This is a genomic window from Micromonospora sp. LOL_013 (assembly GCF_048060315.1).
Classification (GTDB): Bacteria; Actinomycetota; Actinomycetes; order Mycobacteriales; family Micromonosporaceae; genus Micromonospora_E.
In genome coordinates this window covers 1-23957 of record NZ_JBHMIQ010000016.1, presented here as the reverse complement: position 1 = coordinate 23957, position 23957 = coordinate 1, and the positions used below count along the sequence as shown (strand labels likewise).

General features: G+C 70.3%; 19 protein-coding genes and 2 pseudogenes. 10 read left to right on the top strand and 11 right to left on the bottom strand.

What is annotated here, in order from left to right; all coding sequences use genetic code 11:
* Positions 1–30: 30 nt before the first annotated feature.
* A pseudogene (locus ACFHWS_RS12650) lies at positions 31–153 on the bottom strand (nitroreductase family protein); the annotation flags it as partial.
* Positions 154–384: 231 nt separating this feature from the next.
* On the opposite strand from ACFHWS_RS12650, the gene ACFHWS_RS12645 reads away from it, so the two are divergent.
* Positions 385–1875, top strand: a complete 1491-nt coding sequence (locus ACFHWS_RS12645) for an RICIN domain-containing protein (RefSeq protein ID WP_416554179.1) — start codon at positions 385–387, stop codon at positions 1873–1875.
* Between the two features lie 91 nt (positions 1876–1966).
* On the opposite strand, the gene ACFHWS_RS12640 is transcribed toward ACFHWS_RS12645, so the two are convergent.
* Complete coding sequence (locus ACFHWS_RS12640; protein WP_416554177.1) at positions 1967–3361, bottom strand: short-chain fatty acyl-CoA regulator family protein; 1395 nt, start codon at positions 3359–3361, stop codon at positions 1967–1969.
* A gap of 192 nt (positions 3362–3553) precedes the next feature.
* On the opposite strand from ACFHWS_RS12640, the gene aceA reads away from it, so the two are divergent.
* Both aceA and aceB read left to right on the top strand, forming a co-directional pair.
* Positions 3554–4891 carry an isocitrate lyase gene (gene aceA, locus ACFHWS_RS12635; protein ID WP_416554175.1) on the top strand — a complete coding sequence of 446 codons (1338 nt, stop codon included), beginning with the start codon at positions 3554–3556 and terminating at the stop codon, positions 4889–4891.
* On the top strand, positions 4888–6492 hold the full coding sequence (gene aceB, locus ACFHWS_RS12630; protein ID WP_416554173.1) for a malate synthase A: 1605 nt from the start codon (positions 4888–4890) through the stop codon (positions 6490–6492). The genes aceA and aceB overlap by 4 nt, the downstream gene beginning before the upstream one ends.
* Positions 6493–6597: 105 nt before the next feature.
* On the opposite strand, the gene ACFHWS_RS12625 is transcribed toward aceB, so the two are convergent.
* The gene (locus tag ACFHWS_RS12625; protein ID WP_416554171.1) at positions 6598–7146 is read right to left on the bottom strand and encodes a type 1 glutamine amidotransferase domain-containing protein; all 549 of its coding nucleotides are present in this window, start codon (positions 7144–7146) and stop codon (positions 6598–6600) included.
* 317 nt (positions 7147–7463) lie between these two features.
* Between ACFHWS_RS12625 and ACFHWS_RS12620 the strand changes: the two genes are divergently transcribed.
* The 3 genes from ACFHWS_RS12620 to ACFHWS_RS12610 all read left to right on the top strand — a co-directional run bounded on the left by ACFHWS_RS12620 (position 7464) and on the right by ACFHWS_RS12610 (position 11428).
* Positions 7464–8516, top strand: a complete 1053-nt coding sequence (locus ACFHWS_RS12620) for a patatin-like phospholipase family protein (RefSeq protein ID WP_416554169.1) — start codon at positions 7464–7466, stop codon at positions 8514–8516.
* Positions 8516–11122 (top strand): hypothetical protein, encoded by a 2607-nt coding sequence (locus ACFHWS_RS12615; RefSeq protein WP_416568242.1) that lies wholly within the window; start codon positions 8516–8518, stop codon positions 11120–11122. The genes ACFHWS_RS12620 and ACFHWS_RS12615 overlap by 1 nt, the downstream gene beginning before the upstream one ends.
* A gap of 66 nt (positions 11123–11188) precedes the next feature.
* Positions 11189–11428, top strand: coding sequence for a hypothetical protein (locus ACFHWS_RS12610; RefSeq protein WP_416568241.1), 240 nt, complete (start codon positions 11189–11191; stop codon positions 11426–11428).
* Positions 11429–11457: 29 nt separating this feature from the next.
* On the opposite strand, the gene ACFHWS_RS12605 is transcribed toward ACFHWS_RS12610, so the two are convergent.
* Positions 11458–15711 carry a carbohydrate-binding protein gene (locus ACFHWS_RS12605; protein WP_416568240.1) on the bottom strand — a complete coding sequence of 1418 codons (4254 nt, stop codon included), beginning with the start codon at positions 15709–15711 and terminating at the stop codon, positions 11458–11460.
* 322 nt (positions 15712–16033) lie between these two features.
* Between ACFHWS_RS12605 and ACFHWS_RS12600 the strand changes: the two genes are divergently transcribed.
* On the top strand, positions 16034–16669 hold the full coding sequence (locus ACFHWS_RS12600) for an MOSC domain-containing protein (protein WP_416554161.1): 636 nt from the start codon (positions 16034–16036) through the stop codon (positions 16667–16669).
* Between the two features lie 138 nt (positions 16670–16807).
* On the opposite strand, the gene ACFHWS_RS12595 is transcribed toward ACFHWS_RS12600, so the two are convergent.
* Both ACFHWS_RS12595 and ACFHWS_RS12590 read right to left on the bottom strand, forming a co-directional pair.
* Positions 16808–17107 carry a hypothetical protein gene (locus tag ACFHWS_RS12595; RefSeq protein ID WP_416554159.1) on the bottom strand — a complete coding sequence of 100 codons (300 nt, stop codon included), beginning with the start codon at positions 17105–17107 and terminating at the stop codon, positions 16808–16810.
* 28 nt (positions 17108–17135) lie between these two features.
* Positions 17136–18083: an alpha-ketoacid dehydrogenase subunit beta gene (locus ACFHWS_RS12590; RefSeq protein ID WP_416568239.1), complete on the bottom strand. Its 948-nt coding sequence runs from the start codon at positions 18081–18083 to the stop codon at positions 17136–17138.
* Here ACFHWS_RS12590 and ACFHWS_RS12585 point away from each other — a divergent pair.
* A pseudogene (locus ACFHWS_RS12585) lies at positions 18010–18165 on the top strand (cupin domain-containing protein); the annotation flags it as partial. The gene ACFHWS_RS12590 and the pseudogene ACFHWS_RS12585 sit on opposite strands and share 74 nt — an antisense overlap.
* 197 nt (positions 18166–18362) lie before the next feature.
* Here the strand turns inward: ACFHWS_RS12585 and ACFHWS_RS12580 are convergent.
* The 3 genes from ACFHWS_RS12580 to ACFHWS_RS12570 form a co-directional block, all read right to left on the bottom strand.
* Entirely contained in the window at positions 18363–19643 is a 1281-nt protein-coding gene (locus ACFHWS_RS12580; protein ID WP_416568238.1) for a glycosyltransferase, read from the bottom strand.
* Entirely contained in the window at positions 19640–20101 is a 462-nt protein-coding gene (locus ACFHWS_RS12575) for a GbsR/MarR family transcriptional regulator (protein ID WP_416554153.1), read from the bottom strand. The genes ACFHWS_RS12580 and ACFHWS_RS12575 overlap by 4 nt, the downstream gene beginning before the upstream one ends.
* A 126-nt stretch (positions 20102–20227) precedes the next feature.
* Positions 20228–21142, bottom strand: coding sequence for an SDR family NAD(P)-dependent oxidoreductase (locus tag ACFHWS_RS12570; protein WP_416568237.1), 915 nt, complete (start codon positions 21140–21142; stop codon positions 20228–20230).
* An 87-nt stretch (positions 21143–21229) separates the two neighbouring features.
* On the opposite strand from ACFHWS_RS12570, the gene ACFHWS_RS12565 reads away from it, so the two are divergent.
* Both ACFHWS_RS12565 and ACFHWS_RS12560 read left to right on the top strand, forming a co-directional pair.
* On the top strand, positions 21230–21805 hold the full coding sequence (locus ACFHWS_RS12565) for a TetR/AcrR family transcriptional regulator (protein WP_416554149.1): 576 nt from the start codon (positions 21230–21232) through the stop codon (positions 21803–21805).
* Between the two features lie 89 nt (positions 21806–21894).
* Positions 21895–22068, top strand: a complete 174-nt coding sequence (locus ACFHWS_RS12560) for a hypothetical protein (RefSeq protein ID WP_416554147.1) — start codon at positions 21895–21897, stop codon at positions 22066–22068.
* A 34-nt stretch (positions 22069–22102) separates the two neighbouring features.
* Here ACFHWS_RS12560 and ACFHWS_RS12555 read toward each other — a convergent pair whose 3' ends face one another.
* A complete protein-coding gene (locus tag ACFHWS_RS12555; protein ID WP_416568236.1) occupies positions 22103–23278 on the bottom strand; it encodes a helix-turn-helix domain-containing protein in 1176 nt (391 codons plus the stop codon).
* Positions 23275–23445, bottom strand: a complete 171-nt coding sequence (locus ACFHWS_RS12550) for a hypothetical protein (protein WP_416568235.1) — start codon at positions 23443–23445, stop codon at positions 23275–23277. The genes ACFHWS_RS12555 and ACFHWS_RS12550 overlap by 4 nt, the downstream gene beginning before the upstream one ends.
* Between the last annotated feature and the right edge of the window lie 512 nt (positions 23446–23957).

Sequence of the window (23957 nt, the reverse complement as noted above, 5' to 3'; positions counted from 1 at the left end):
TCGAAGCCGCCGAGCTGGTGCACGGCGAGCCCTTCGTGCTGGGCTGGGTGCCCAGCGTGCGGCTTCCAGCAGCGCGGTCAGCTGCCGGTCGGTGAGCCGGCGCTCGGGGTCGAAGGCGCGCGGGCTCCACCGGTCGGCGAGCAGCGGGTGCAGCGGCTCGGAGGTGGTCGCGGTCTTCGCGAGATCGGACACCAGGTGCTCCTGTCAAGCTCGAGGTCGAGAGTCGAGTGTCGAGGATCGGCGGTCGGTACGACCGTACGACGATCCGCAGGTGACCGGCGACCCAGCATATCGATTTATGTCGCTTCTATGCCTAGTCTGAGTCGACATACGTGGTGTCGTACGTCCGCGACACCAGACCCGGCCACCTGAAGGAGGCACCCGATGCCTGCCGCACCCCGCACCCGGCGACGCCCCCACCGACGGCGTCTGGTCAGCACCGCCTGCGCCGCTCTGTCCGTCCCGCTCATGCTGGTCGCCGCGCTCGCGCTGGCTGCCCCGCCGGCCGCCGCCGCACCGGTCACCGTCACCAATGCCACCCAGTTCACCGACACCACCGGCGCCGGCGTCCACGCCCACGGCGGCGGCATGATCAAGGTGGGCGGGTACTACTACTGGTTCGGTGAGAACCGCCACGACGACCATACCTTCCGGTACGTCTCCGTCTACCGGTCAACCGATCTGCGCACCTGGGAGTTGCGCAACCACGTGCTGCGGCAGAACAGCAGCCCGGAGCTCGCTGTCGCCAACATCGAGCGTCCCAAGATCCTCTACAACCCGGCCACCGGCAAGTACGTACTCTGGATGCACTGGGAGAACGGCGTCGACTACGGCCAGGCCCGGGTGGCGGTGGCCACCTCCGACACCGTCGACGGCAACTACACGTACCTGGGCAGTTTCCGGCCACTCGGCTACGACTCACGGGACATGACCGTGTTCCGCGACGACGACGGCACCGCGTACCTGATCTCCTCGACCCGGGTCAACGCGGACCTGAACATCTACCGGCTGACCTCCGACTACACCGGCGTCGCCGGCCTGGTGCAGACCCTGTGGCCGGGCAACTACCGGGAGGCGCCGGCCATGTTCAAACGTAACGGCGTCTACTTCCTGGTCACCTCCGGCGCCACCGGCTGGCAGCCCAACCAGGCCCGGTACGCCACCGCCTACAGCATCACCGGCACCTGGACCGCGCCGACCGCGTTCGCTGACAGCATCACCTACGGCTCCCAGCCGGCCTACGTCCTGCCGGTGCAGGGCACCGCCACCACCTCATACCTGTACCTTGGTGACCGCTGGGCCAGCGCCTGGGGCGGCCGGGTCAACGAGTCCCGCTACGTCTGGCTGCCGTTGACCTTCCCGTCGGACACGTCGCTGAGCATGAGCTGGCACCCACAGATCAGCATCGACACCGCGACCGGGCAGGTCACTGGCGTCGGCGGCGGGTACGCCTACGAGACGCTACGGGCCCGGCACAGCGGCAAGTGCCTCGATGTGCTCAACGAGTCCACTACGGATGGTGCCGGCGTCGCCCAGTACGGCTGCCACAACGGCGGCAACCAGCACTGGCAACTGCGTGACCTGGGCACCGGCTACCACCAGCTGGTGGCCCGGCACAGCGACCGCTGCCTGACCGTGTCGAACGGCTCCACCGCCGACCACACCGCCGTTGCCCAGTACGCCTGCCAGCCGGGACGCACCGACCAGCAGTGGCAGCTGGTCGACGCCGGCTCCGGCTACCAGCGGATCGTGGCCCGGCACAGCGGCAAGTGCCTCGACGTCGCCGGGTACTCCACCGCCGACAGCGCCCGGGTGATCCAGTACACCTGCGGTACCGGCGGCAACCAGCAGTGGCAGCGGGTCGGAGTCTCCTGAGACCGGTGCCGGCCAGGCCGCGGGACCGGGCGGCGTGGCATCGCCGCCCGGTCCCGCAACGTCACAGGTCGGTCCCCGCAGCAGGTACGGATCAGTCCCGCAGCGGGTACGGGATGAAGGTGCTGCGGTTCTCGTCGACGTCGAGCCGCCGGCTGATCGGCGGAGCGGCCCGCTGCGGGCAGGTCATCCGTTCGCAGGTCTTGCAGCCGGGGCCGATCGGGGTGGCGGCGTCGGCGGCGTGCAGGTCCATCCCGGCCGAGTAGACCAGCCGACCGGCATGGCGGGTCTGGCAGCCGAGACCGATCGCGTACACCTTGCCGGGTTGACCGTAGCCACCGTGGTGGCGGATGACGGTCCGGGCGATCCACAGGTAGCGCTGGCCGTCTGGCATCGCGGCGACCTGGGTGACCACCCGGCCCGGCGAGCCGAACGCCTCGTAGACGTTCCACAGCGGGCAGGTGCCGCCGGTACGGGAGAACGGGAACCCGGTCGCCGACTGACGCTTGGACATGTTGCCGGCCCGGTCGACCCGGACGAACGAGAACGGCACCCCGCGCGAACGGGGCCGCTGCAGGGTGCTCAACCGGTGGCAGACCGTCTCCCAGCCCATCGCGAAGTGCTCGGTGAGCAGGTCGATGTCGTAGCGGCGAGTCTCGGCGGCGGAGAGGAACCGCTCGTACGGCAGAATCAGCGCGGCGGCGAAGTAGTTCGCCAGGCCGACCCGGGTGAGGATCTGGGTCTGGACATCGTCGAACCCTTCCTCCTCGATGATCTCGTCGATCACGTCGGCGTACTCCAGCAGGGCGATCTGCGCGGCCATCCGGATCGCCTCCTGCCCGGGGCGCAGCGAGGTGGACAGGTGCAGGGTGCGGGTCTGCGGCCGGTAGCGGTGCAGCTCGCCGCCGAGGGAGTCGGCGTCGTCGCGGGAGATCCGTACGCCGTGTCGCTGCGCCAGCCGGTCCTGCAGCGCCGCCCGCGCCTCGCCCCGGCGGATCCCGATCTGATCGGACAGCCGCTCGGCGGCCTCGTCGACCGCCGGAACGTAGTTTTGTCGCCGGTAGAAGAACTCAGTGACCTGGTCGTGCGGGCTGTGGCCGATCCGCTCCCGGTCGCCGACCAGTTCGGACAGCTGCTCGTCGGCCTGCTGGTAACGACGGTGCAGGTCGAGCACGGCCTCGGCCACCTCCGGCAGCCGGGAAGCGAACTCGGTCAGGTCGCCGATGCCGGTGCGGGAGCCGAGCGCCTCGCGCAGCCCGGCGACGAGTCGCGGGGTGTCGTGCGGGGCGAAGCTGGTCGGGTCGACGCCGAAGACCTCGGTGATCCGCATCAGCACCGCGACGGTCAACGGCCGGGAGTCGTGCTCGATCTGGTTGAGATAGCTCGCTGAAATGTTGAGCTGCCGGGCCAACTCGGTCTGACTGATCCCCCGGTCCTCACGCATCCGGCGCAGTCTGGCACCGGCGAAGGTCTTGGCGATCGCCCTCACCTCCACGCTCGTTCCAGCTGTGATCCGCCAACGTTAACACGCGACCGGCCTGCATTAGCAGGGCTGCGAATCGCTGCTTTCACAAGTTGGCAGAATGGGCCGGAGACTTTTCAATAATTGGCTACTTCCGTCTCTCGACCAGTCGCCGGCGTCATGTGACCGTTGGTCGCACGCCACCCGAAGGAGACGACGATGCACACCGCAGTAGAGACCGTGCAGAGCGCAGTGGATCAGTTGCGACACGAATGGGACACCGATCCGCGCTGGCACGGGGTGCGGCGCAGCTACCGCCCCGAAGACGTGGTGCGGCTGCGCGGCGCCATCACCGAGGAACACACCCTGGCCCGGCACGGGGCTCGGCGGCTGTGGCAGCTGCTGCACAGCGAGGACTACGTCCACGCCCTCGGCGCGCTCACCGGCAACCAGGCGGTGCAGATGGTCCGGGCCGGGCTGAAGGCGATCTACCTGTCCGGCTGGCAGGTGGCCGCCGACGCCAACCTTGCCGGGCACACCTACCCCGACCAGAGCCTCTACCCGGCGAACTCGGTGCCGGCGGTGGTCCGCCGGATCAACAACGCGCTGCTACGGGCAGCGCAGATCAGCACCGCCGAGAGCGGTACGGACGGCGCCGGACCCGACAGTGCCGGGCCGGGCGGTGGGCACGGCCCGGCGACCGACTGGCTGGCCCCGATCGTCGCCGACGCCGAGGCCGGCTTCGGCGGCGTGCTCAACGCGTACGAGCTGATGACCGCGATGATCGCCGCCGGCGCGGCCGGGGTCCACTGGGAGGACCAGTTGGCCGCCGAGAAGAAGTGCGGCCACCTCGGCGGCAAGGTGCTCATCCCGACCGGCGCACACCTCCGTACCCTCGAAGCCGCCCGGCTGGCCGCCGACGTGGCCGGCGTGCCGAGCGTGGTCATCGCCCGCACCGACGCGCAGGCCGCCACCCTGCTGACCACCGATATCGACGAGCGGGACCGGCCGTTCGTCACCGGCGAGCGCACCGCCGAAGGCTTCTACCGGGTGCGCAACGGCATCGAACCGTGCATCGCCCGAGGCCTGGCCTACGCGCCGCACGCCGACCTGCTGTGGATGGAGACCAGCACGCCGGACCTGGAAGTCGCCCGCCGGTACGCAGAGGCGATCAAGCGCGAGTACCCGGACCAGCTGCTGGCGTACAACTGCTCACCGTCGTTCAACTGGCGCAAGCACCTCGACGACGCGACCATCGGCAAGTTCCAGCGGGAGCTCGGCCACATGGGGTACAAGTTCCAGTTCATCACCCTGGCCGGCTTCCACGCGCTGAACTACTCGATGTTCGACCTGGCGCGCGGCTACGCCAGTGACGGGATGAGCGCCTACGTGTCGCTGCAGGAGCGCGAGTTCGCCGCCGAACCGGCCGGCTACACGGCGGTGAAACACCAGCGGGAAGTGGGTACCGGCTACTTCGACCTAGTCTCTACCGTGCTCAATCCGGCCGGCGAGACCACCGCGCTGCGCGGCTCGACCGAGGAGGAGCAGTTCGCGTGAGGTACGAGATTCTCGGCCCGATGGCCGACCGGTTCAACGAAGTGCTCACCGCCGAGGCGCTGGAGTTCCTGATCGCTCTGGACGGCGAGTTCGCCGCCCGGCGGGTGGCGCTGCTGGACACCCGCCGCGCCCGGCGGGCCCGGTACGCCTCCGGACAGCTGCCCGACTTCCTGCCGGAGACCGAACACATCCGCACCGACCCGACATGGCGGGTCGCCCCGCCCGCACCCGGGCTGGTCGACCGGCGGGTGGAAATCACCGGGCCGACCGACCGGAAGATGACCGTCAACGCGCTGAACTCGGGCGCGAAGGTGTGGCTGGCCGACTTCGAGGACGCCACCAGCCCGACCTGGCGCAACGTGATCGGCGGTCAGCTGAACCTGATGGACGCCCTCGACCGGCGGATCGACTTCACCGACGAGCGCGGCAAGCGGTACGCCCTCGGCGACGACCTCGCGACGATCGTGGTCCGCCCGCGCGGCTGGCACCTGGTGGAGAAGGGCATCGTGGTGGACGGGCGGCCGATCTCGGCCAGCCTGGTCGACTTCGGGCTGTACTTCTTCCACTGCGCCCGCCGGCAGCTCGACGCCGGTGCCGGGCCGTACTTCTACCTGCCGAAGTTGGAAAACCACCGCGAGGCGCGGCTGTGGAACGACGTGTTCGTCCTCGCCCAACGCCGGCTCGGCCTGCCGCAGGGCACCATCCGGGCGACCACGCTGATCGAGACGATCACCGCCGCGTTCGAGATGGAGGAGATTCTGTACGAGCTGCGGGAGCACTCGGCCGGGTTGAACGCCGGCCGGTGGGACTACATCTTCAGCGTGATCAAGAACTTCGGGCAGTGGCCGGACTTCGTGCTGCCGGACCGTGCCGAGGTGACGATGACGGTGCCGTTCATGCGGGCGTACACCGAACTGCTGGTGCGGACCTGTCACCGACGCGGCGCGCACGCCATCGGCGGGATGGCCGCCTTCATCCCCAGCCGGGACCCGCAGGTCAACGAGGCCGCGCTGGGCAAGGTGCGGGCGGACAAGCAACGCGAAGCCGGCGACGGCTTCGACGGCTCCTGGGTGGCCCACCCGGGCCTGGTGCCGACCTGCCGGAAGGTCTTCGACGCGGTGCTCGACGGACGTCCGCACCAGGTCGACCGGTTGCGCGACGAGGTGGCGGTGACCGCGACCGACCTGCTGGCGGTGGACAAGACGCCCGGCCAGGTGACGGCGGCCGGGGTCCGCGCCAACGTCGCGGTGGCGCTGCGGTACGTCGATGCCTGGCTCAGCGGCGCCGGCGCGGTGGCGCTGTGGAACCTGATGGAGGACGCGGCAACCGCCGAGATCGCCCGCTGTCAGCTCTGGCAGTGGCTGCACCACGGCACCCCGCTGGCCGACGGCGGGTGCGTCACCGAGGACCTGGTCCGGTCGATCCTGGCCAAGGAGCTGGTTGCGCTGGTCGACGGACGCTACGGACCGGACCGCGACCGCGCCGAGGCGGCGGCCCGAATCGTCGAGGAGACCGCGCTCGGCGAGGAACTGCCGGCGTTCTTCACGACCGAAGCGTACGCCCGGCACCTGTCCCCCGCCGCGGTGACGGACCAGCGCTGACGCCGCCCCGCGGTCACTGCGGGTTGCGGACAGCCGCCAGCCACCGGCGGCGGACCGACGGCCGGTACGGGCTCAACGACGCGCCCGTACCGGCCCACCGTGCGGTCAGCGCCGGCCCTCGGCACACTCCTCGACGAGCTTGGCGCAGAACGCCGGCAGGTCGTCCGGTCTGCGGCTGGTGACCAGACCGTTGTCCGCCTGGCATTCGGTGTCCACCCAAGTCGCCCCGGCGTTGGTCAGGTCGGTACGCAGACTCGGCCAGGAGGTCAGGGTGCGGCCTCGCACCACCCCGGCCTCGATCATCGTCCACGGCGCATGGCAGATCGCCCCGACCGGCTTGCCCGCGGTGAAGAACGACCGGACGAAGTCGACCGCGTCCGGGTCGGTGCGCAGAAAGTCCGGGTTCGCCACCCCGCCGGGCAGCACCAACGCGTCGTAGGCATCCGGATCCGCCTTGTCCGCGGTGACGTCCACCGGATACGTCCGGGACTTGTCCAGGTGGTTGAAGGCCCGGATCTCGCCCGGCTGGACCGACACCAGTTCGACGGCGGCGCCCGCCGCCTCGACCGCTTCGCGGGGCTGGGTGTACTCGACCTCCTCCACCCCGTCGGCGGCCAGGAAGGCGACCCGTTTGCCCTGCAGTGTCGTCGCCATCTGCGGCTCCTCTCACTCGCGTACGGTGTCCAGTTGGTACATCTGCCCCAGGACCACCCGCTCAAACCCGACGTGACAGTGAAGTGCGTGACGCGCGATGTGACGGTCGAGCGACAACGGCGGTGAAACCTGGACCATCAGAGTCTTCTTCACGAAGGGGGCGCCGGATTCGTAGATCAATTCCCGGGGGGGTTCGGCATCTGCGAATACTCGCGTTTGCCGAATAGATCGGTCGACTGGCAACATCGGTAGAGTGAGTCCATCGTCGATGGTGTCGCCCGCCGGTCACGGCACCGCCGAGAAGGTCGGTTGAGATCGTGGGCGAGTCACCGGACGCCATCGAGATGCAGCCTTGGGACGCCGAGCACCCGGTGCTGAAGATCATTCGGAAACGGCGTGACTCCGGCAGTCGGCCCGGTGCCCGCGATCACGGTGACACAGCGAAGGTCGGCCTCGCGGTCGAGGGTGGCGGGATGCGGGGAGTCGTCTCGGCGTCGATGCTCGCGACGCTGGAGGACCAGGGTTTCAGCGGCGCGTTCGACGCGGTGTACGGCTGCTCGTCCGGCGCGGTGAACAGTGCCTATTTCCTCGCCGGCGGGACCTGGTACCCCGTTTCGATCTACTACGACGACCTGACCAGCCACCGGTTCATCGACTTCACCCGCGGCCTGCGTGGCGGGAACATCCTCGATCTCGACTACGCGTTCGGAGAGATCGTTGAGATCATCAAGCCGCTTGCCTATGACCGCGTTCTGGCAGCCGACCTCCCACTTCATATAGCTATCACCGATGTCGATGCAATTTCCACCCGGCTGATATCCGATTTCTCCGACCGTGCCGACCTCAAGGCAGCGCTGCTGGCCTCCGCCTGGCTGCCGATCGCCGTACGGGGGACGGCGCAGTTCCGGGGCTGGCGGGCTCTCGACGGTGGCGTGGTCACCGCGCTGCCGTTCCGGCTCGCGCTGCGCGACGGATGCACCCACGTGCTCTCCTTGAGTACCCGGCCCATGCGCAGCGGCAACGGCGGGCTCGGTCTGCAGCACCGGTACACCTACCGCTACCTGGAGAAGATGAAGGAAGGGCTGGGCGCCGCCTACCTTGCCTCGGTCCGGCAACGGCTCCGCGACCAGGTCGACCTCGCCGCCCGGCGCGGCACCGCGAGCCAGCTGCCGCCGTACGTCCTCGACCTCGCCCCGTTGCCCGAGGACACCGAGGTCAAGCGGCACGAACTGCGCTCGCATCTGCTGATCAGCGCGGCGCGCCGAGCGTACTCCCTGATGTACTGCGCGGTCGAGGGACGACCGGCGGCGCTGCTCCGTTCGGGCCGGCTGCACGCGGTGCCCCGCCTGATGGTCGTGGACCAGCGCTGATGGCTGGCCGACCCACCCTCGACCAGCTGGTCGAGGAGCTTTCCCGACCGCCCACGCCGCCCGGCCCGGAGCTCGACCGGCTGACGAAACTACTGCTGCCGGCCAGCGGTCAGGCGGCCGCCGAGCGGCGGGCGACTGCGGCGGACCGACCGACGGCTGACGAGCTGACCTCCTGGCGGGCGCTGCTGCGTGACGTCCCGTTCGACCAGCGGTCCTTCGACGATCGGTTCCGCCCGGGCAGCTGGAAAGCGGTCCTCGACAACCTGGCGCGACAGTGCGACCGGCTCGCCGATGGTGCCGCCGACCTGCCGGCACCGCGTCGGCAGACGGTCGGCTTCCTGGCGCTGCTGTTGATCACTCTGACCGGCCTGGCCGAATCGAGTGACCGCCGGACCGCCACCGCGCCGGCCCGGGCGGGTACCGCCGACGGGAGCGCACCCCTACCCGGCCACGACTGTCCCGGCGTGTGCGGGCGTCTTGTACGGCAGCGGCCGGTACGCGAGACGATCCGCGAGCTGTACCGGCCGGTCGGCGGACCGCTTTCGGACCAGGCCGGCCAGGATGCCGTCGCGGGGTCCGAGTGGACCGCCGGAGTCGACTTCGACACCCTCGAGTTCCACGAACACGGGACCACCTCGCTGATCCTGCGCGGGTCCGGCACGCGACGGGGTGGGCTGCGTCGACCCTTCGCCCTCAAGTTGATCCTCTACCCGTACCTGCGGATTCCGCGCATCGCGAGCACGACGAAGGCGTACGCCGGGCTCTACGATCTCGCCGGCGTCCCGGCGGACCATCTGGTCGCGGTCTGGGCCAGCTCGCAGAGCTGGATCCTGATGGACTTCGTCGCCGGGCGTCCGCTCCACGAGGTGTGGCGGGAGCGTGCCGCACGACGCCGCTCCGCTCGACGCGTGCGGCCCGGGCGGTCGGCGACAGCCGGCGACGACCAGGGCCTCGGCGAGGCCTCGGTCGACCGGTTCGCGCTCCTGGCCGACCTGCGGGCCTACGGCACGGCCGCCTTCCTGGCGCTCGCGGAACTCGACCGGTTTCTCAACGCCGGCAACCACCCCACCGAGCCGACCAGGCGGGGGCACGGCGACCTCGCCCCGTCGAACATCATTGTGACCTACCGGGATGGCCGGCCCGTCTTCCGGCTGATCGACATCGGCGCGAACTACCTGTACACGTACGCCTTCGGTGCGCTCGAAGGCCCGGACGGACAGTTCGTCGCTCCTGAGGTCAAGGCCGACGGGACGGCCGGTGACAAGTCCGACGTCTACTCGCTGGGCAAGTTGCTGACGATGTTCGGTGGCGGGGAACCGGGTGATGTCGTTCCGGACGAGTTCTACGCCCACGCGCCGCTACTGGCCCGGTTCATCGAGGACCTCATCGACACGCACCCGGACCACCGGTTGCTGCTGTTCTCGCCGGACGCCGATCCCACCGAGCTGTGCCCCGTAGCCGGTGAAGAACATCAACCGGCACCGGACATCTCCCGGTACGCCCGACTCCACGCCGCCTTCACCGCGGAACTCGATGCCGAGGCGGCCCGGACTCCGCCGACCGACGACCGGCTGGTCCGCGGCACCTGGGAACTGTTTCAGACCCGACTCACCCTCGGACTGTTCCGGCCACTCGCCGGTGCCCCCGGTCAGCTGCGCCGCATCTACCGGACCCGCCGAGGTGAGTCGGGTGCCGCCAGCCGCGCGTCGGCCCTCGTCGCGGCCCGGCTGTTGGCCTGGTCCTGGCTCTCCTCGGTGGCCTGGGCGGTCACCTTCTCCATCACCCTCATCTGGATCGTCCGGCAGTTCGACTGGTCCTGGGGCAACCGGATGGTGGAGGCGCTGCAACGGATGCTCGGCGGCTCGGAGGACCGCTTTCCGGTCCTCGACTCGCTCCGCGCTCCGGGCTATTCCATACCGGACATCGAGACGAACGCGCCGGCCCTGTTGGTCGGTCTGACGTACGCGATGGTGTCGGCGAAGTACTACCACAACCTCTTCGCGGGCATGGATCCGCTGGCCGCCGGCTGGCGGGCCGGCGGTCTCACCGTCCGCGCCGTCCTCGCCCAGTTCACCATCCGGATACAGACGATCACCGGTGCCCTACTGGTGCTGCCGATCGTGCTCTACGACCCCAGACTCTGGCCGATCAACAGTGCCATCGGCCAGACCCTGTCGCTGTTCACGAACAGCGCGGTGCTGCTGTTTGCCCGGCGCGCTCTGGCCGACGCGCGGCGACGCGGGCTGAGCACGGTGCCGTCGAGCGACGCGAAGGCAACCGGGCTCGCGTCGTTCGCGGAGTGGACGCCGACCTCGCTTTTCTACGCGGGGATCGTCTGGACAATCGGGCTCGCGGTCTACCAGGGCGCGCTGCAGGACGTGTACGTGTACGCCTTGTCCGTGGCGTCGATCAACCTCTTCCTCTTCTACATGATCAAGTGTGGCCGGGGAGCGGCCGAGGTCAGGACCGCGCTCACTCGGGCCACCAGCGCGGCCGAACGACTGCGGTACCTCGCCCTCGCCCGCGACCTGAACCACCGCTGGCCCGGCCCCGACCCGTCCCGGGGCCGGGCCAGCGGCCCGGCGACGACGCATGAGCGGCGCTGAGCGGCGCTAGCGCTCAAGCAGGGGGGGCGCAGCATCTTGATGATTTCCTCGGGTGCCTCCTCGGCTATGAAGTGCCCGGCCGAGGTGGTGCGGTGCGCGCTCTGCGCCCGCAACAGTCTGGCGACGTACGAGATCCTCGGTCATCTCGTCCGGTTGCAGGCCCGCAGCGGGGGGGTCTGGCACGGCGAGGCGATCCGCTTCGACGACGACACCGGCTGGGGTCGCTACCGGCCCTGGGCGGCGAGCTGGCCGGGACCGCGCCGGACACCGGGTGGCGGCCGGCGCCGCCCGACCCGGCAGACATGATCGGCGCGGGACGGGCGGGCGGAGCGGGATCAGCAGGCACCAACCCGTTTCCAGGGGCCCCACCCGGAGGCGGCAGGTTGCTGGTCCCGCGTCCACCACTGTGCGGTCCACAGCTGCCCGTCATGCTCGACGGTCTCGCCGCCGGTGTAGATCCACGACGACGTCCACTCCGGGTAGAAATCGCTGCCGCAGTGCTGGTAGGCACCGAGCTCGGCCCAGGCACCCCACTGCGTGGCACCCGGTACCTGGTTCCTCGTCCACCACTGGGCCTGGTACGCCCGGCCGGCGTGGAACACGAGATCACCCTCGGTGTACACCTGCGACGGCTCCCAGGTGGGTACCACCGGCGTCCACTGGGCGTACAGCGTCGCCGCGGTTTGGGCCAGGGCCGACACCTCGGTGGCGGCGGTCACCGTGGTGCCGCTGCCGTCGGCCGCGGTGTTCCAACCGGCGAACTCGAACGCGGGCCTGCGCAGACCGGTGCCCGGCGCGTCCAGACCAGCATCGGTCCGCAACAGACCATTGCGCGCCTCGGGGGCCGTGCCGATGCCGCCGTTGACGTCGTACGACACGGAGTAGACCCCCTCGACCGCAGCGGCCCACGACAGCATCGGCGACTGGTTGTTGGTCGCCCGCAGCCGGATGGTCACCGGCCCGGCCGCGGCCAGGTCGATGTCGTAGCTCAACACCCTCGACGGCGTGGCGGTGTCGAGGGTGACCTGCGCTCCGACCTGGTGCGCGGCACCGTTATAGTCCAGGAACACGTCGTAGCCGCGACTGTTGCCGGGCCACCAGGAGTGGCTGCCCGCCACGATCGTGTGGCGACCCGCCGGCAGGGTGAAGGTGTAACTGAGGGTCGCCCCCACCTGGTTGGCCGTGTACACCCCCGTGGTGGTCGTCTTGCTGTAGTCACCAGCGACGATCCCCTTGTACCGGATGTCACGGTCGCCGGCGGCGTTGGACGCCCCGAGGCCCCAGGTCGCATCTCCTTCGAGGACCTGGTCGGGTGCGCCGTTGCGCAGATCGTCGCCCAGCAGTTCGGCGACCGCCGCGTGGGCCGGCGAGTTGTAGCCCAGGGTGCCGGCCGCGGTCCCGTTGACGTCCGCGAAGTACCTCAGCCCTGGCGGCACGACCTCGACCCAGGCGGTCGTGGTGGCACCACCGTGGCTGCCCCGGACGGCGACCGTCGTCCACGCCTGGCTGACGTCGATTCCGTCGAGATCCCAGGTCACCGCGAGATCCCGGGTGGTGCCGTCGGTGAGCGTGGCGGGCAGCGTCGCCGGCAGATCGTCCGGCGCCTGGCCGAGGAAGGTCGCCCGCCAGACCTGCGGCAGCGCGGCCACCCGATTGGCCAGCGGGTAGCTGGCCGCCTGAAGCCGGGAGACGATCTGCCGGGCGCCCTCCCCGTCGAGCCGATAGCCCACCGGGTCGGCCACCGCACGACCGGCCATCGCGATGTTGGACTGCAGCAGCGCCCAGTCCCGGTCGGTGAAGTCCTCGGTCCGCTCGATCCGCGAGGCTACCGCCAACGCCTGGCTGACAGCATCGCTCGACGCCGGCTCGGTTGCCGGCGTCCCCAGGACACCGACCGAGTCGACCACCAGCGTCCCGGCGATCACCTCAAAGGTCACAGTGTGCCGACCCCACGGCAGTCCTCGCACGGCCACGGTCTGCTGGAAGTTGGTGACGGACCTGGTCGGCAGGTTCGTCGCGACGAGTTCGCCGTCGACCCGCACGTCGAGCCGGGCGCTGCCGTCGTTGACTCCCGTGACGTCGATCCCGGAACCGGTGAACGTGTACGCGAGGGTGGCACCGGGCCCCCGACTGGTCGACGACGAGCGATGATATTCGTACATGCTGCCGCCGTTGGCGTGCCGCCAGTCTCCGCTGTAGGCGAGCCGTGCGGCCGGCGGGTCGGCCAGGTCGTTCATCTCCAGATTGTCGAGGAGTTCGCGGTAGTACGGCAGGTAGCCCGGCACCCGCTCGATCGTCAGGTTGTCGAACCGGGTGTGGTGGAAGCCGCTGGCGAGGTCGACGCGACCGGACAGGTACGGCACGTCGTCGGTCCAGCTGAACACCTGGTCGCCGTTGACGAAGCCGGTGATCTGGTGACCGGCGACCCGGATCGCCAACCGGTGCCAGGCGGTGGCGTCGAATCCGGCGACGGTCCCGCCGGAGATCGTCCTACCGGTACGGCGGAACTGCCAGGTCCCGTCGGAGGCCAGCAGCAACGCATAGGGTGTGCCGCTCAGACTGTGTGAGCTGCCACCGCCGGTCGAACGCGCGCCGATGGCTGCGTAGTTGTCCGACGCCGGGCCCCGGTCGAACCGCACGTCGACGCCCGCCTGGTAGTTGGTCCAGCGCAGATCACCGACGCCGGTGACGGGATCGGCGCTGTTCCAGGCACCGCCGACACCGGTCGTCGCCCGGTCGATCTGCTGGCGCAGCACGTTGTTCCCGTCGCCGGTCCGCACCGTCTCGAAGGCACCGTTCCGGTCCCAGGTGTACAGCGGGATGGCACCCGTGTCGCCGCCACGGGAGTCGATGAAGCTCTCGGTCTGGCTCGTGACGACGCCACCCGGACCGATCACCGGCACGGTCCGGCCGACGTAGTCGAAGTCGTCGGCCCACAGCACGCCGTGCTCCGGGTCGGCGTCGAGCACCGTGCGCTCGCCCTCGACCGGCAGCGGCGTGGCCCACTCCGGATCTGCGGTGACGTCGAGCGAGGTGACGGTGACGATGGAGTATGGTTCGACGCTGACCTGGTAGCCGCCGGTGACGCCGGGCACCGCATCGGCGACGTGGCGCTTGTAGTTGGCGTCGAACGCCTCGCCGCCGCCGGCAGCCCCGGTCTGCCAGACGGCGAGTTTCGGGTCGACCCCGAGATCGAAACCGACCGGCGTGATCTCATAGGTCCGTGCGTACTCGGAGTCGTTGACGATCACGGTCGAGAAGTCCGACCGGTCCGGCGCGGCCATGGTGAGGTAGTTGGGCTGACCGTTGCGCCCGACGACCGGGTTGGTGCCGGTGGCGGTGGAGGCGCTGGCCTGCGGGACAACCCGCCAGACCCCGGCGGTGTTGGAGTCGTTCTCCCAACCGGTCTGCGCGAAGCTGGTGAAGTGCTGCAGCACGGCGAGTCCCGCGTCGTAGTGAATCCACCCTGACCACGGGTCGCGGGCGGACACGAGCTCCTTAAAGGAGTACTGGCCGCCTTCGAAAAACGAGCCGATGGCGGGTTGGTAGACGAAGTGCGTCCGCCGCGACATCACGAAGCCCTTGACGATGGTGTTGGCCATCTCCAGCGCGCTGCCCGTGCCGCCGATGCCGGTGCCCGGCACGGTCGGGTCTGCCGTGTTGTTGTTCTGCCGGAACGACGAGTTGCTGAAGGTGGCCTGCGCCTCGCTGTTCCAGATTTCCTTGTCGAACTGCTCGGCGAGCCGGGTGAAGTTGTGCTGACCGTCGTCGTTCGTGTTGTAGTGGTAGCCGGCCACCGCGACTGCGTCGCGCAGCTCGGCGTCGCCGACCATCGCGCCGCCGAAGCTGCCGATGCCGACCTCGTCGGAGATGACGACCTTGATCTGGTGGTAGAGCTGCGCCTCGCCGGGGCGGAAGCCGGCCAGTGCGGGATCGTCGCTGACGTAGCCGGTGGTGTCGCTGCGCACCTGGTTCGCGTACTGCTTGGTCCAGGTGAGATCGGCGGTGTGCTCGTTCACCCCGGGGTTGACGTAGTCGACCATGAAGCCGTACTCGCGGTAGGCCGCCAGGATGGTGTTCTTGTACCAGGTGTAGATCTTGTCGTTGGTGTTCGCCCACGCCGGCGCGTTCCACCGCAGGATGCTGACCTTGAGGTCGGGGTTGACCTTCCTGGCGTCGGCGGCCAGTTGGAAGCCCGGGTGCCGGGCCACGTTCGCCGGCTCGGTCTCCCGGCGCATGGTGGCCGGGTCGGGTCCGGTCGAGTTGTTCCGGTCGTTGCCCATCTCGATCTTGACGTGGCTCATGACGGGTCGGTCGCCGCCGAAGAGGACCCGCAGCAGCCGCGCGTACGTCTCGGGGTGCTGGGCCTTGTAGTCCATCAGCACGGCGCTGGTGCTGTTCGCGCTCAGCACGCCGAAGCCTTTGAAGGTCAGGCCGTTGACGTTGTCAGCCGCGACGACGCTCGCGTCCACGGTGATGTCGACGGTCGCCGCAGGTGCAGCCGCAGCGGTAGACGTACCAGAGACCAGTTGAGCTGGCGCGATCATCCCGAGCACGAGCAGGGCTGCGACGGCTGATCCACGTCTCATGAATATCTCCTTCTGCCGACCGCATGTTTCTGTCCGATGCACGGCTGGTCTCGCGACAGTAAATCGATCGAAAGACACCAGTCAACAACAGAAAAGAACAGAGTCGATCGCATCCGATCACAATCGACCGCACCGCACTGGCCGGGTGCGCCCTCAGGTGATCCCGGTTGGCATCGTGGTGCCAGTAACCGCAGCCAGCCGCCCTACGCGGCGGCGCAAGGTGGTCACAAAGAAACAGAACCGATCACGAAGCTTCAGTCGGCGGGAACGCGGTCGGCCAGACAGCAGGCGACGACGCGAAAAGCTTTGGCACACTACGGGCATGGACCGGCCCACGGCGCACACCACGACTCCCCGCCACCTGACCACCGCCGAGCTCACCGCCGGGCTCGCGGAGGTGGCTCGCTCCCCGCGCGGCTCCGGCACGCTGCACCTCGTGGTCCGCCGGCCGGCCGTTGCCGAGCGGGAACTGCTGGCCGAGGGGAGGCTCGACATCACCGACGGGCTGGTCGGCGACGGCTGGGCGCAGCGCGGCAGTTCGGCGACCAGTGACGGGTCTGCGCACCCGGACCGGCAGCTCACCGTGATGAACTCCCGGTTCGTCCGGCTGGTCGCCGGCGACGACCCGCAGCACTGGGGGCTGGCCGGCGACCAGCTCTTCGCCGACCTCGACCTGCACGCCGACGCGCTGCCCGCCGGCACCCGACTGGCGGTCGGCGACGAGGCGGTCATCGAGGTGACGGCCGAGCCGCACACCGGGTGCGCGAAGTTCGCCAACCGCTACGGACGCGACGCGCACAAGCTGGTCTGGAGTGAGCAGGGTCGCCAGGCCCGGCTGCGTGGCCTCTACGCCCGCGTCGTGGTCGGTGGCGTCATCCGGCCCGGCGACCAGATCCGGGTACTCGGCACGGCCGACGCCACCGAGGGAACCGCTATGGCCCTCAACCCGCCGGTTTAAGGGTCATACAGGTTCCCTCGTCACGAAACGCCGGTCGTCAGCCCGAGCGCCGTCGCCAGCCGGGCGACGCCGGCAGTGTCCGGCCCGCACCGGGCAGTCTCCGCCACGAGGGTACGGGCGGAGGGCCGGCAGCGGATCTCAGCCGGTGCGACGCGGTCCGCCTCGACCACCCACCGACCCGCCGCTTTGAAGTCGCCGACGTCGAGGTACGCCCGCGCGGAAGCTCGCCTGCCGGTAGTTCGGGCCGTCCCCGATCTGCCTGGCCACCTCAGCAGCCTGTGCGATCAGCTCGTCGACGCTGCGGGTTTCGCCGCAGCCGGCGGCGGCCAACCCGGCCTGCAGCAGCAACGTCCCGTGCACCGCGCCACACTCGACAGACGCCGCGGCGACCCGGCCGGCGGCGGCGAACACTGGGTCATCCGCCGCCGTACCCGCCACAGCGCCACCCGACGCCCCACCGCCACACTCACCGCCGCCCACCCGCGTCGACCCACGTCCACGACACGAAACGCTCGTACAACTCGGCCGGATCGGTGATCCCCGCCTCCTCGACGGCGACCGTCAGCAGCTCACCGACGTCGACCGACAGCGCCAACGGCTCACCCACGTACGCCTCCGCCAACTGCGTCCGACCCGGCGGACACGGCCACGGCGTACCCTCCGAACAGACCGCACAGCACCACGACGGCCGCACCGGCTCATGCACCGGCCCTTTGCCGGTTCCGGGTGTCCTCATCGCAGGTAGTGCCGGCGGAATGTGCGGGGTGGTGATCCGCTGGACCGGCCCGTCCAGGTCCCAGAACACCAGCGGCACCAGCGACCGGACGTCGATGACCTCGACGTCGATGCCCCGGCCAGCGAGTTCGTCGGCGGCCTGCAGCGCCCGGGGCACCATCAGGCCGAGGGCGACGACGGTGGCGTCCCGGCCCGGCCGGCGGATCTTCGCGGTGCCGAGGGTGTCGACGATCTCCCCGTCGGGCACCTCGGCCCGCCCCGCGTACAGTCCCTTGTGTTTGAAGAACAGCACCGGGTCGTCGCTGCGGACGGCGGCGGCCATCAGGCCGATCACGTCGGTCGGGGCGGACGGGCTGACCACCTTCAGACCGGGTACGGCCATCGCCCGGTTCTCCACCGACTGCGAAAGCTGGGCACCGAACCGCAGGCTTCCGCCGTTGCCGGACTTGATCACCAGCGGCAGGCTGACCTGGCCGTTGGTCATGTACCGGGTCTTGGCGATCTGGTTGACCACGATGTCCCAGCGGACCGCGAAAAAGTCGGAGAACATGATCTCGGTGACCGGGCGCAGCCCGGTCATCGCCGCGCCCAGCACCGCACCGAGGATGGCCTGCTCGGAGATCGGGATGTCGACGACCCGGCGCGTCCCGCGTGTGTCCGGCCGGTTCCAGCGACACACCGGCCACGAGCACGCCTACATCATGGAGGGTGAGCTGACCTGCCAGGTCGGCTTCCAGGAGGTCGTGCTCGGCGCCGGGGACAGCATGGTGTTCGACTCGTCCCGCCCGCACCTGCTAAAGAACCGCAGCGACTGGCCGGCGTCGGGTGGACACCGGCATCGATCCGGTGCCGCTGGCTGTACGACGAACAGGTCGGCAACCAGGACGTGCACGCGATGTGGTTCATCGTGCGGCCGAAACCCGACTCGGGACCGTGACCGTCAACGACCCGGGGTCGGTCACGCCGCTGCGGCTTCGATCCGTGCCACCGCGCTCGCGACGCCGTCCTCGGCCGTGACGCGCCGCCCCAACCCGGCCGCCGCATCCCGAACGTCGATGTCGGTGGTGACCTGGCGGATCGCGGCGGCGAGCCGCTGCGCGGTGAGTGTGGACTGCGGCACCGGGGTGCTGCCCGCGCCGAGCGCGGCGATCCGCCGACCCCAGAAGAACTGGTCCAGGATGAACGGACAGATCACCGACGGTCTGCCGGCGCGCAGCGCGGCGGCGGTGGTGCCGGCACCGCCGTGATGCACCACGGCGGACACCCGGGGAAACAACCAGTCGTGCGGCGCCTGGGTGATGGGCAGGACATTGTCCGGCAGGTCCGCCGCGTCCAGCCCGCCCCAGCCGGTGGCGACGATGCCGCGTACGCCGGCCAGGCGCAACGCGTCGCCGACGGCCCGGGTGAGGCGCCGCGGGTCGCGCCCGGCCATGCTGCCGAAGCCGACGTACACCGGCGGGTCGCCTGCGTCGAGGAAGTCGACCAGCTCGGCCGGTGGCTGCCAGCCGGTGGCATCGTCGAGGAACCAGTATCCGGTGAGCTGGGCGTGGCCGGGCCAGTCGGCGGGGCGCGGCAGGACGTGGCCGCTGATCGCGTGCAGCACCGGGATCGGCCGCCCGTCGGGCAGCCGGGTGGCCAGGGCCGCGCCGCTGGTCCTGGCGAGCCCCAACGTCTCCTGCCGGAAGGTGTTGACCATGCCGTCGTACATCCGGTAGCCGGCACCGGCGAGCCGGTAGGTGAGCCGGTTGTACGGGCGGCCCAGCGGCAGCGACGGCATGCCGATCATCGGGAAGTCGCCGGTCGCCACGGACATCGGTACGGGCACCGCCTGCACCGCCGGCACGCCGAGTTTCTCGGCGACGTGTGGGCCGGCCAGCGCCTTGGGGTGGTAGACGATCACTTCCGGGTCGGCCTGGCGGGCCGCCTGCCAGACGTCGGCCAGCAGCCCCCGGTTGATCGGGTTCGCCTGCCGGGCCAGCCTGATGTTGGTCTTGATCGAGCCGAGAAGTCCGGTGGTGTCCTCCATCGCGGCGCGGCCCGCCGCCGAGTCGAGCAGTTGCAGGATCTCGTCGCCGAGGTGGCCGTACGTCAGGCCGTGGTCGGTGACGAAGGACCGAAATCTGGCGCAGGTGGCCAGGGTGACGTCATGGCCGGCCGCCCGCAGCCCGGTGCCGAGCGCCAGGTACGGCTGGACGTCGCCGCGCGATCCGACGGTGACGATCAGGACCCGCACCGTCACACGCTCCTTCCGGTCTGCCGGCGGAACTCCTCCATCAGCGCGGGCGTGCGTTCGATCATGAACGTGTAGAAGTCGCGGGTGTGCCGGAGCCGGTCCGCTTCGGGAGCGTCCGCGTCGCCGACGAGGTCGATGCCGCGCTGCATCAGGTCGATGAAGGTGCGCATCTTGTCTGTGGGGTCGATCGCCCGGGCGAAGGCGTCCGGGTGTATCTCGTACGCGTGGCCCCGGCCGCTGGTCGGCACCCGGCGCACCATGCCGGACTGCTCCAGGGCCCGCATCCCGGCCGAGACGGAGGCCTTGGACAGCCCGACCGCCTCGCACAGTTGTGCGGTGGTCTGGCCCGGCGGGTCGCAGATCAGCAGCCAGCCCAGCAGCTTGCCGAACGCCGGGGTGGTGCCCATCTGAGCGAGGGCGACACCGACCTCTTCGGCGTACCGCCGCCCGGCGTCCGGGTCCACGCGTCATCTCCTCCGTCACCGGCGACATCCCACCACGGGACATCAGTATCACGAACGTTCAGGACTTCCCGAACGTCAACGGTAACACGGCTGCTGGTGACGCGATCCGCAGCGGTCCCACTCAGCTCAGCGGCGGGCGAGCGCCTGGTCGATCAGTTGCTCGCTGTCGGCCCAGAGCTGCTGGGCCCGAGCGACGTCGTACGACTCGGGTGAGGACGGGGCGATCTTCGGACCCTCCAGGTAGGCGCCGGTGGTGCCGTCGAACCGGGCGTCGCTGACCAGGTCGGCCAGGTGCCGGGCGGAGGCCCGGGAGCTGCGCGCGCCGGGCAGCAGCGCGCTGATCAGCGGAGCGGCCATCCGAAAGCCGGTCCGGACGAGCGTCGGATAGTCGCGGGACAGGCTGGTGTCGGGCATCAGCCCCGGGTCGTACGCGTTGACGCTGATCGGCCGCCCGTCCAGGCGGCGGGCGAGCTCGTAGACGAAGTAGATGTTCGCCAGCTTCGACGTCGAGTAGCGGACCCGGCCCGCCGTCGGGGTCGCGGCGGCGTCGGACGGGTCGACGAGCTCGCGGGCACTCGTCCAACGCGGCTCCGGAAAGCCCATGCTCTTCTCCCGCCAGTGGGTGCCGCTGCTGACAATCGCGATCCGGGCCCCGGCGGCCAGGTCATCCAGCAGCCCGGCGACGAGCAGGTGGTGACCGAGGTGGTTGGTGGCGAAGGTCAGCTCGTAGCCGTCGGCGGACCGGCGTACCCCGTCGATGATCTGAACGCCGGCGTTGCCGACGATGGCGTGCAGCGGCGGACGCTGCCCGGAGCGGCGCAGTGCCCCGGCCGCGTCCGCGACCGAGCGCAGGTCGGCCAGGTCGATCCGGAGCGGTTCGAGGCTCGCAGCGGGGGTCCGGCGACGGATCTGCCGGGCCGCCGCTTCTCCCCGGCTTTCCGCCCGGTAGCCGAGCACAACGTGCCAGCCCTGGGCGGCGAGCCGCCCGGCGACGCGCAGTCCGAGGCCGGTGGTTGCCCCGGTGATGACGACGGTCCTCATCAGAATGAACCCCTTCATGGGTTGACGTTGTCAACCTGACCTTACGTCGCCCAGGTTGACAGCGTCAACCTGATCTAGGATCGGGCGATGAGCACCCGGGACGACCTGGTCGCCGCAGCGACCGCACTGCTCGACGAGGGCGGCCCCGATCGGGTCACCCTGCGGGAGGTCGGGCGTCGGGCCGGCGTGTCACACAACGCGCCGTACAAGCACTTCACCGACAAGCAGGCCCTGCTGGAGGCCGTCGCCATCCAGGAGTTCGACCGGCTCGACCGGGTCATGACGGCGACGCCGACGCCACGGACCGAGGCCGCCGCGCCGCTGCGGCGCGTCCTGCTCGAATACGTACGCTGGGCGCAGCAGCACCCGCGACGGTTCGCGCTGGTCTACGGGTGGTCGATGAACGCCTCAGCGGACCTGCACGAGCGGGCCGGCGCCACCTGGCGGCGACTCGTCGAGCTGACCGCCGAGGCGCAGGCCGCCGCCGCCCTACCCGCCGGCGACCCGGAACGGGCCGCCGCCCTCGTCCGCGCGTTGGCGCACGGCGCCGCCGACCTGGCCATCACCGGCCACCTGGCAGCCGACGGAAAGGGCCACGCCAGCGCCGAGGACCTGGTCGAGGACCTGCTCCGGGTGCTGGGTCAGGCCGGACGGTCAACCTGATCCGGGCGTGACGCCTGCTCCAGCGCCAGATCGTGGCGCAACACGGCGACATGGATGGCCTGCCCCTCGACCCGCCGACAGGAGAGGCAATGACCGAGTTCCACGACTGGGACGACGTCCGCAGCGAACTGCACGATGGGGACGATGCCGCGCTGGCGACGGAACGCGCGCGTACCGAGGCATGGATCAGTGCCTTCCACCTCACCGAGGAACGCGGTGACGCTGCCCGGCTGACGCTGGCGAGGGAACCTGTATTGTCGTGAAACTGGCGGGTTGAGGGTCATACAGGTTCCCTCGTTACGAAACGCCGGTCGTCAGCCCGAGCGCCGTCGCCAGCCGGGCGACGCCGGCCGCGTCCGGCCCGCACCGGGCGATCTCCGCCACGACCGTACGGGCGGAAGGCCGGCAGCGGATCTCAGCCGGTACGACGCGGTCCGCCTCGACGAGCCAGCGTCCTGCCGCTACGAAGTCACCGACGTCGAGGTACGCCCGCGCGGCGTCCACCAGGTACGCCGCCCGATGCTCCGCCGGCAGTCCACGCCACGTCAGCTGCCGGGTGGCCGTTTCGTGTCGGCGTACCGCCTGCCGGGCGTCGCCCGACTCCACGGCCGCCGCGACGTGCGCCAGCTCGACAGCCGCCGGGCCGAAGCTCGCCGTACGGTAGTCCAGCCCGTCGCCGATGCGGCCAGCGACGTCAGCGGCCCGGCCGAGCAGCTCGTCGACGCTGCGGGTTTCGCCGCAGCCGGCAGCGGCCAACCCGGCCTGCAGCAGCAACGTCCCGTACACCGTGCCGCGCTCGACAGACGCCGCCGCGATGCGGTCGGCGGCGGCGACCGTCGTCGTCATCGCCAACCGGTCCTGGCCCAGCCCGCGCAGCGCCTGCCCGAGCGGCACCGCCGCCGAACCGGCCAGCACCGGATCGCTGCCGGCCACGGCCAGCGCCCGATCGGCCGCCAACCAGGCCAGCTCGGGTTCACCGACCTTGACCAGCACGAGCGCGATAATCCGGTAAGCGCGCACCAACAACTCCGCCCCAGGCGCAGGCCGGGTGGCGTGCAGCCGCCGGGCAGCGTCCAGCAACTCCGGCACCGTCCGCAGCAGCCGGGGATAGTCGCCGTGCTGGTACGTCGACCAGGCGTGCTCCACCCGCTGCGTGACCTCCTGTTCCCCTGCCGGTCCGCTGTCGGCGGCGGTGAACACCTCGTAGCTGGCCAGCGCCGCTCGGACCGCCGCCACCCCGTCGACCGCCCCACCGGCCTCCGCTGGCCGGTCCGGGCCGACCAACTCCGCCGGGTCGACCCGCAGCACCTCGGCGACCTGCCGGATCAGCGAGAACCGGTCCAACGTCCGGACACCACGCTCCACCTTCTCCACCCAGCTCTTAGACCGACCGACCCGGTCGGCGAGCACCTGCTGGGTCATCCGCCGCCGTACCCGCCACAGGGCGACCCGACGCCCCACCGCCACGCTCACGGCCGCCCACCCGCATCGATCCCGGTCCCGTCGATCCAGGTCCAAGAGACGAAGCGTTCGTGCAGCTCGGCCGGGTCGGTGATGCCGGCCTCCTCGGCGGCCAGGGTCAGCAGTTCGCCGACGTCGACCGACAACGCGACCGGCTCACCGACGTAAGCCTCCGCCAACTGCGTGCGGCCCGGCGGACACGGCCACGGCGTCCCGTCCGGACAGACCGCGCAGCACCACGACGGCCGCACCGGCTCATGCACCGGCTCCCTGCCGGTTGCGGGTGTCCTCATCGCAGGTAATACCGGCCGGCGTTACCACCACGCCGATCCGTCCGATCCGTCCGGGTCGCCGGCCGCCGGTCCGGCGGCGGCACCGTACGGTCGGCAAACCGCCGCCGACCCGGCACCGGATACACCACATCCACCGGCACATCCGCACGCTGAAACCACTTCCCGAACACAACGCCCCCTCAACGAGAGTTGGAAGGGCGGCGACCCGAGGTGGCTCTCCACGTCAACCCCGAGCCGCCGCCCAGCAGGCGGGCCCGACGCGCGAAAAGGGCGATTACGGGATGCGACGCCGGGCCCAGCTAACGCGAGGCCGCGCCACCGCCGAACTCACAACCCGGAGGCTTATTCAGCAGGGCCCCGATAACCCACAGTGGACCCCCCGATAAATGAGACGGCCC

Bases quoted from the DNA above. Each gene is read 5' to 3' on its own strand.
- ACFHWS_RS12645 (WP_416554179.1), top strand. From the start codon at position 385: ATGCCTGCCGCACCCCGCACCCGGCGACGCCCCCACCGACGGCGTCTG.
- aceA (WP_416554175.1), top strand. From the start codon at position 3,554: ATGCACACCGCAGTAGAGACCGTGCAGAGCGCAGTGGATCAGTTGCGA.
- ACFHWS_RS12625 (WP_416554171.1), bottom strand. From the start codon at position 7,146: ATGGCGACGACACTGCAGGGCAAACGGGTCGCCTTCCTGGCCGCCGAC.
- ACFHWS_RS12615 (WP_416568242.1), top strand. From the start codon at position 8,516: ATGGCTGGCCGACCCACCCTCGACCAGCTGGTCGAGGAGCTTTCCCGA.
- ACFHWS_RS12610 (WP_416568241.1), top strand. From the start codon at position 11,189: ATGAAGTGCCCGGCCGAGGTGGTGCGGTGCGCGCTCTGCGCCCGCAAC.
- ACFHWS_RS12605 (WP_416568240.1), bottom strand. From the start codon at position 15,711: ATGAGACGTGGATCAGCCGTCGCAGCCCTGCTCGTGCTCGGGATGATC.
- ACFHWS_RS12600 (WP_416554161.1), top strand. From the start codon at position 16,034: ATGGACCGGCCCACGGCGCACACCACGACTCCCCGCCACCTGACCACC.
- ACFHWS_RS12570 (WP_416568237.1), bottom strand. From the start codon at position 21,142: ATGAGGACCGTCGTCATCACCGGGGCAACCACCGGCCTCGGACTGCGC.
- ACFHWS_RS12565 (WP_416554149.1), top strand. From the start codon at position 21,230: ATGAGCACCCGGGACGACCTGGTCGCCGCAGCGACCGCACTGCTCGAC.
- ACFHWS_RS12560 (WP_416554147.1), top strand. From the start codon at position 21,895: ATGACCGAGTTCCACGACTGGGACGACGTCCGCAGCGAACTGCACGAT.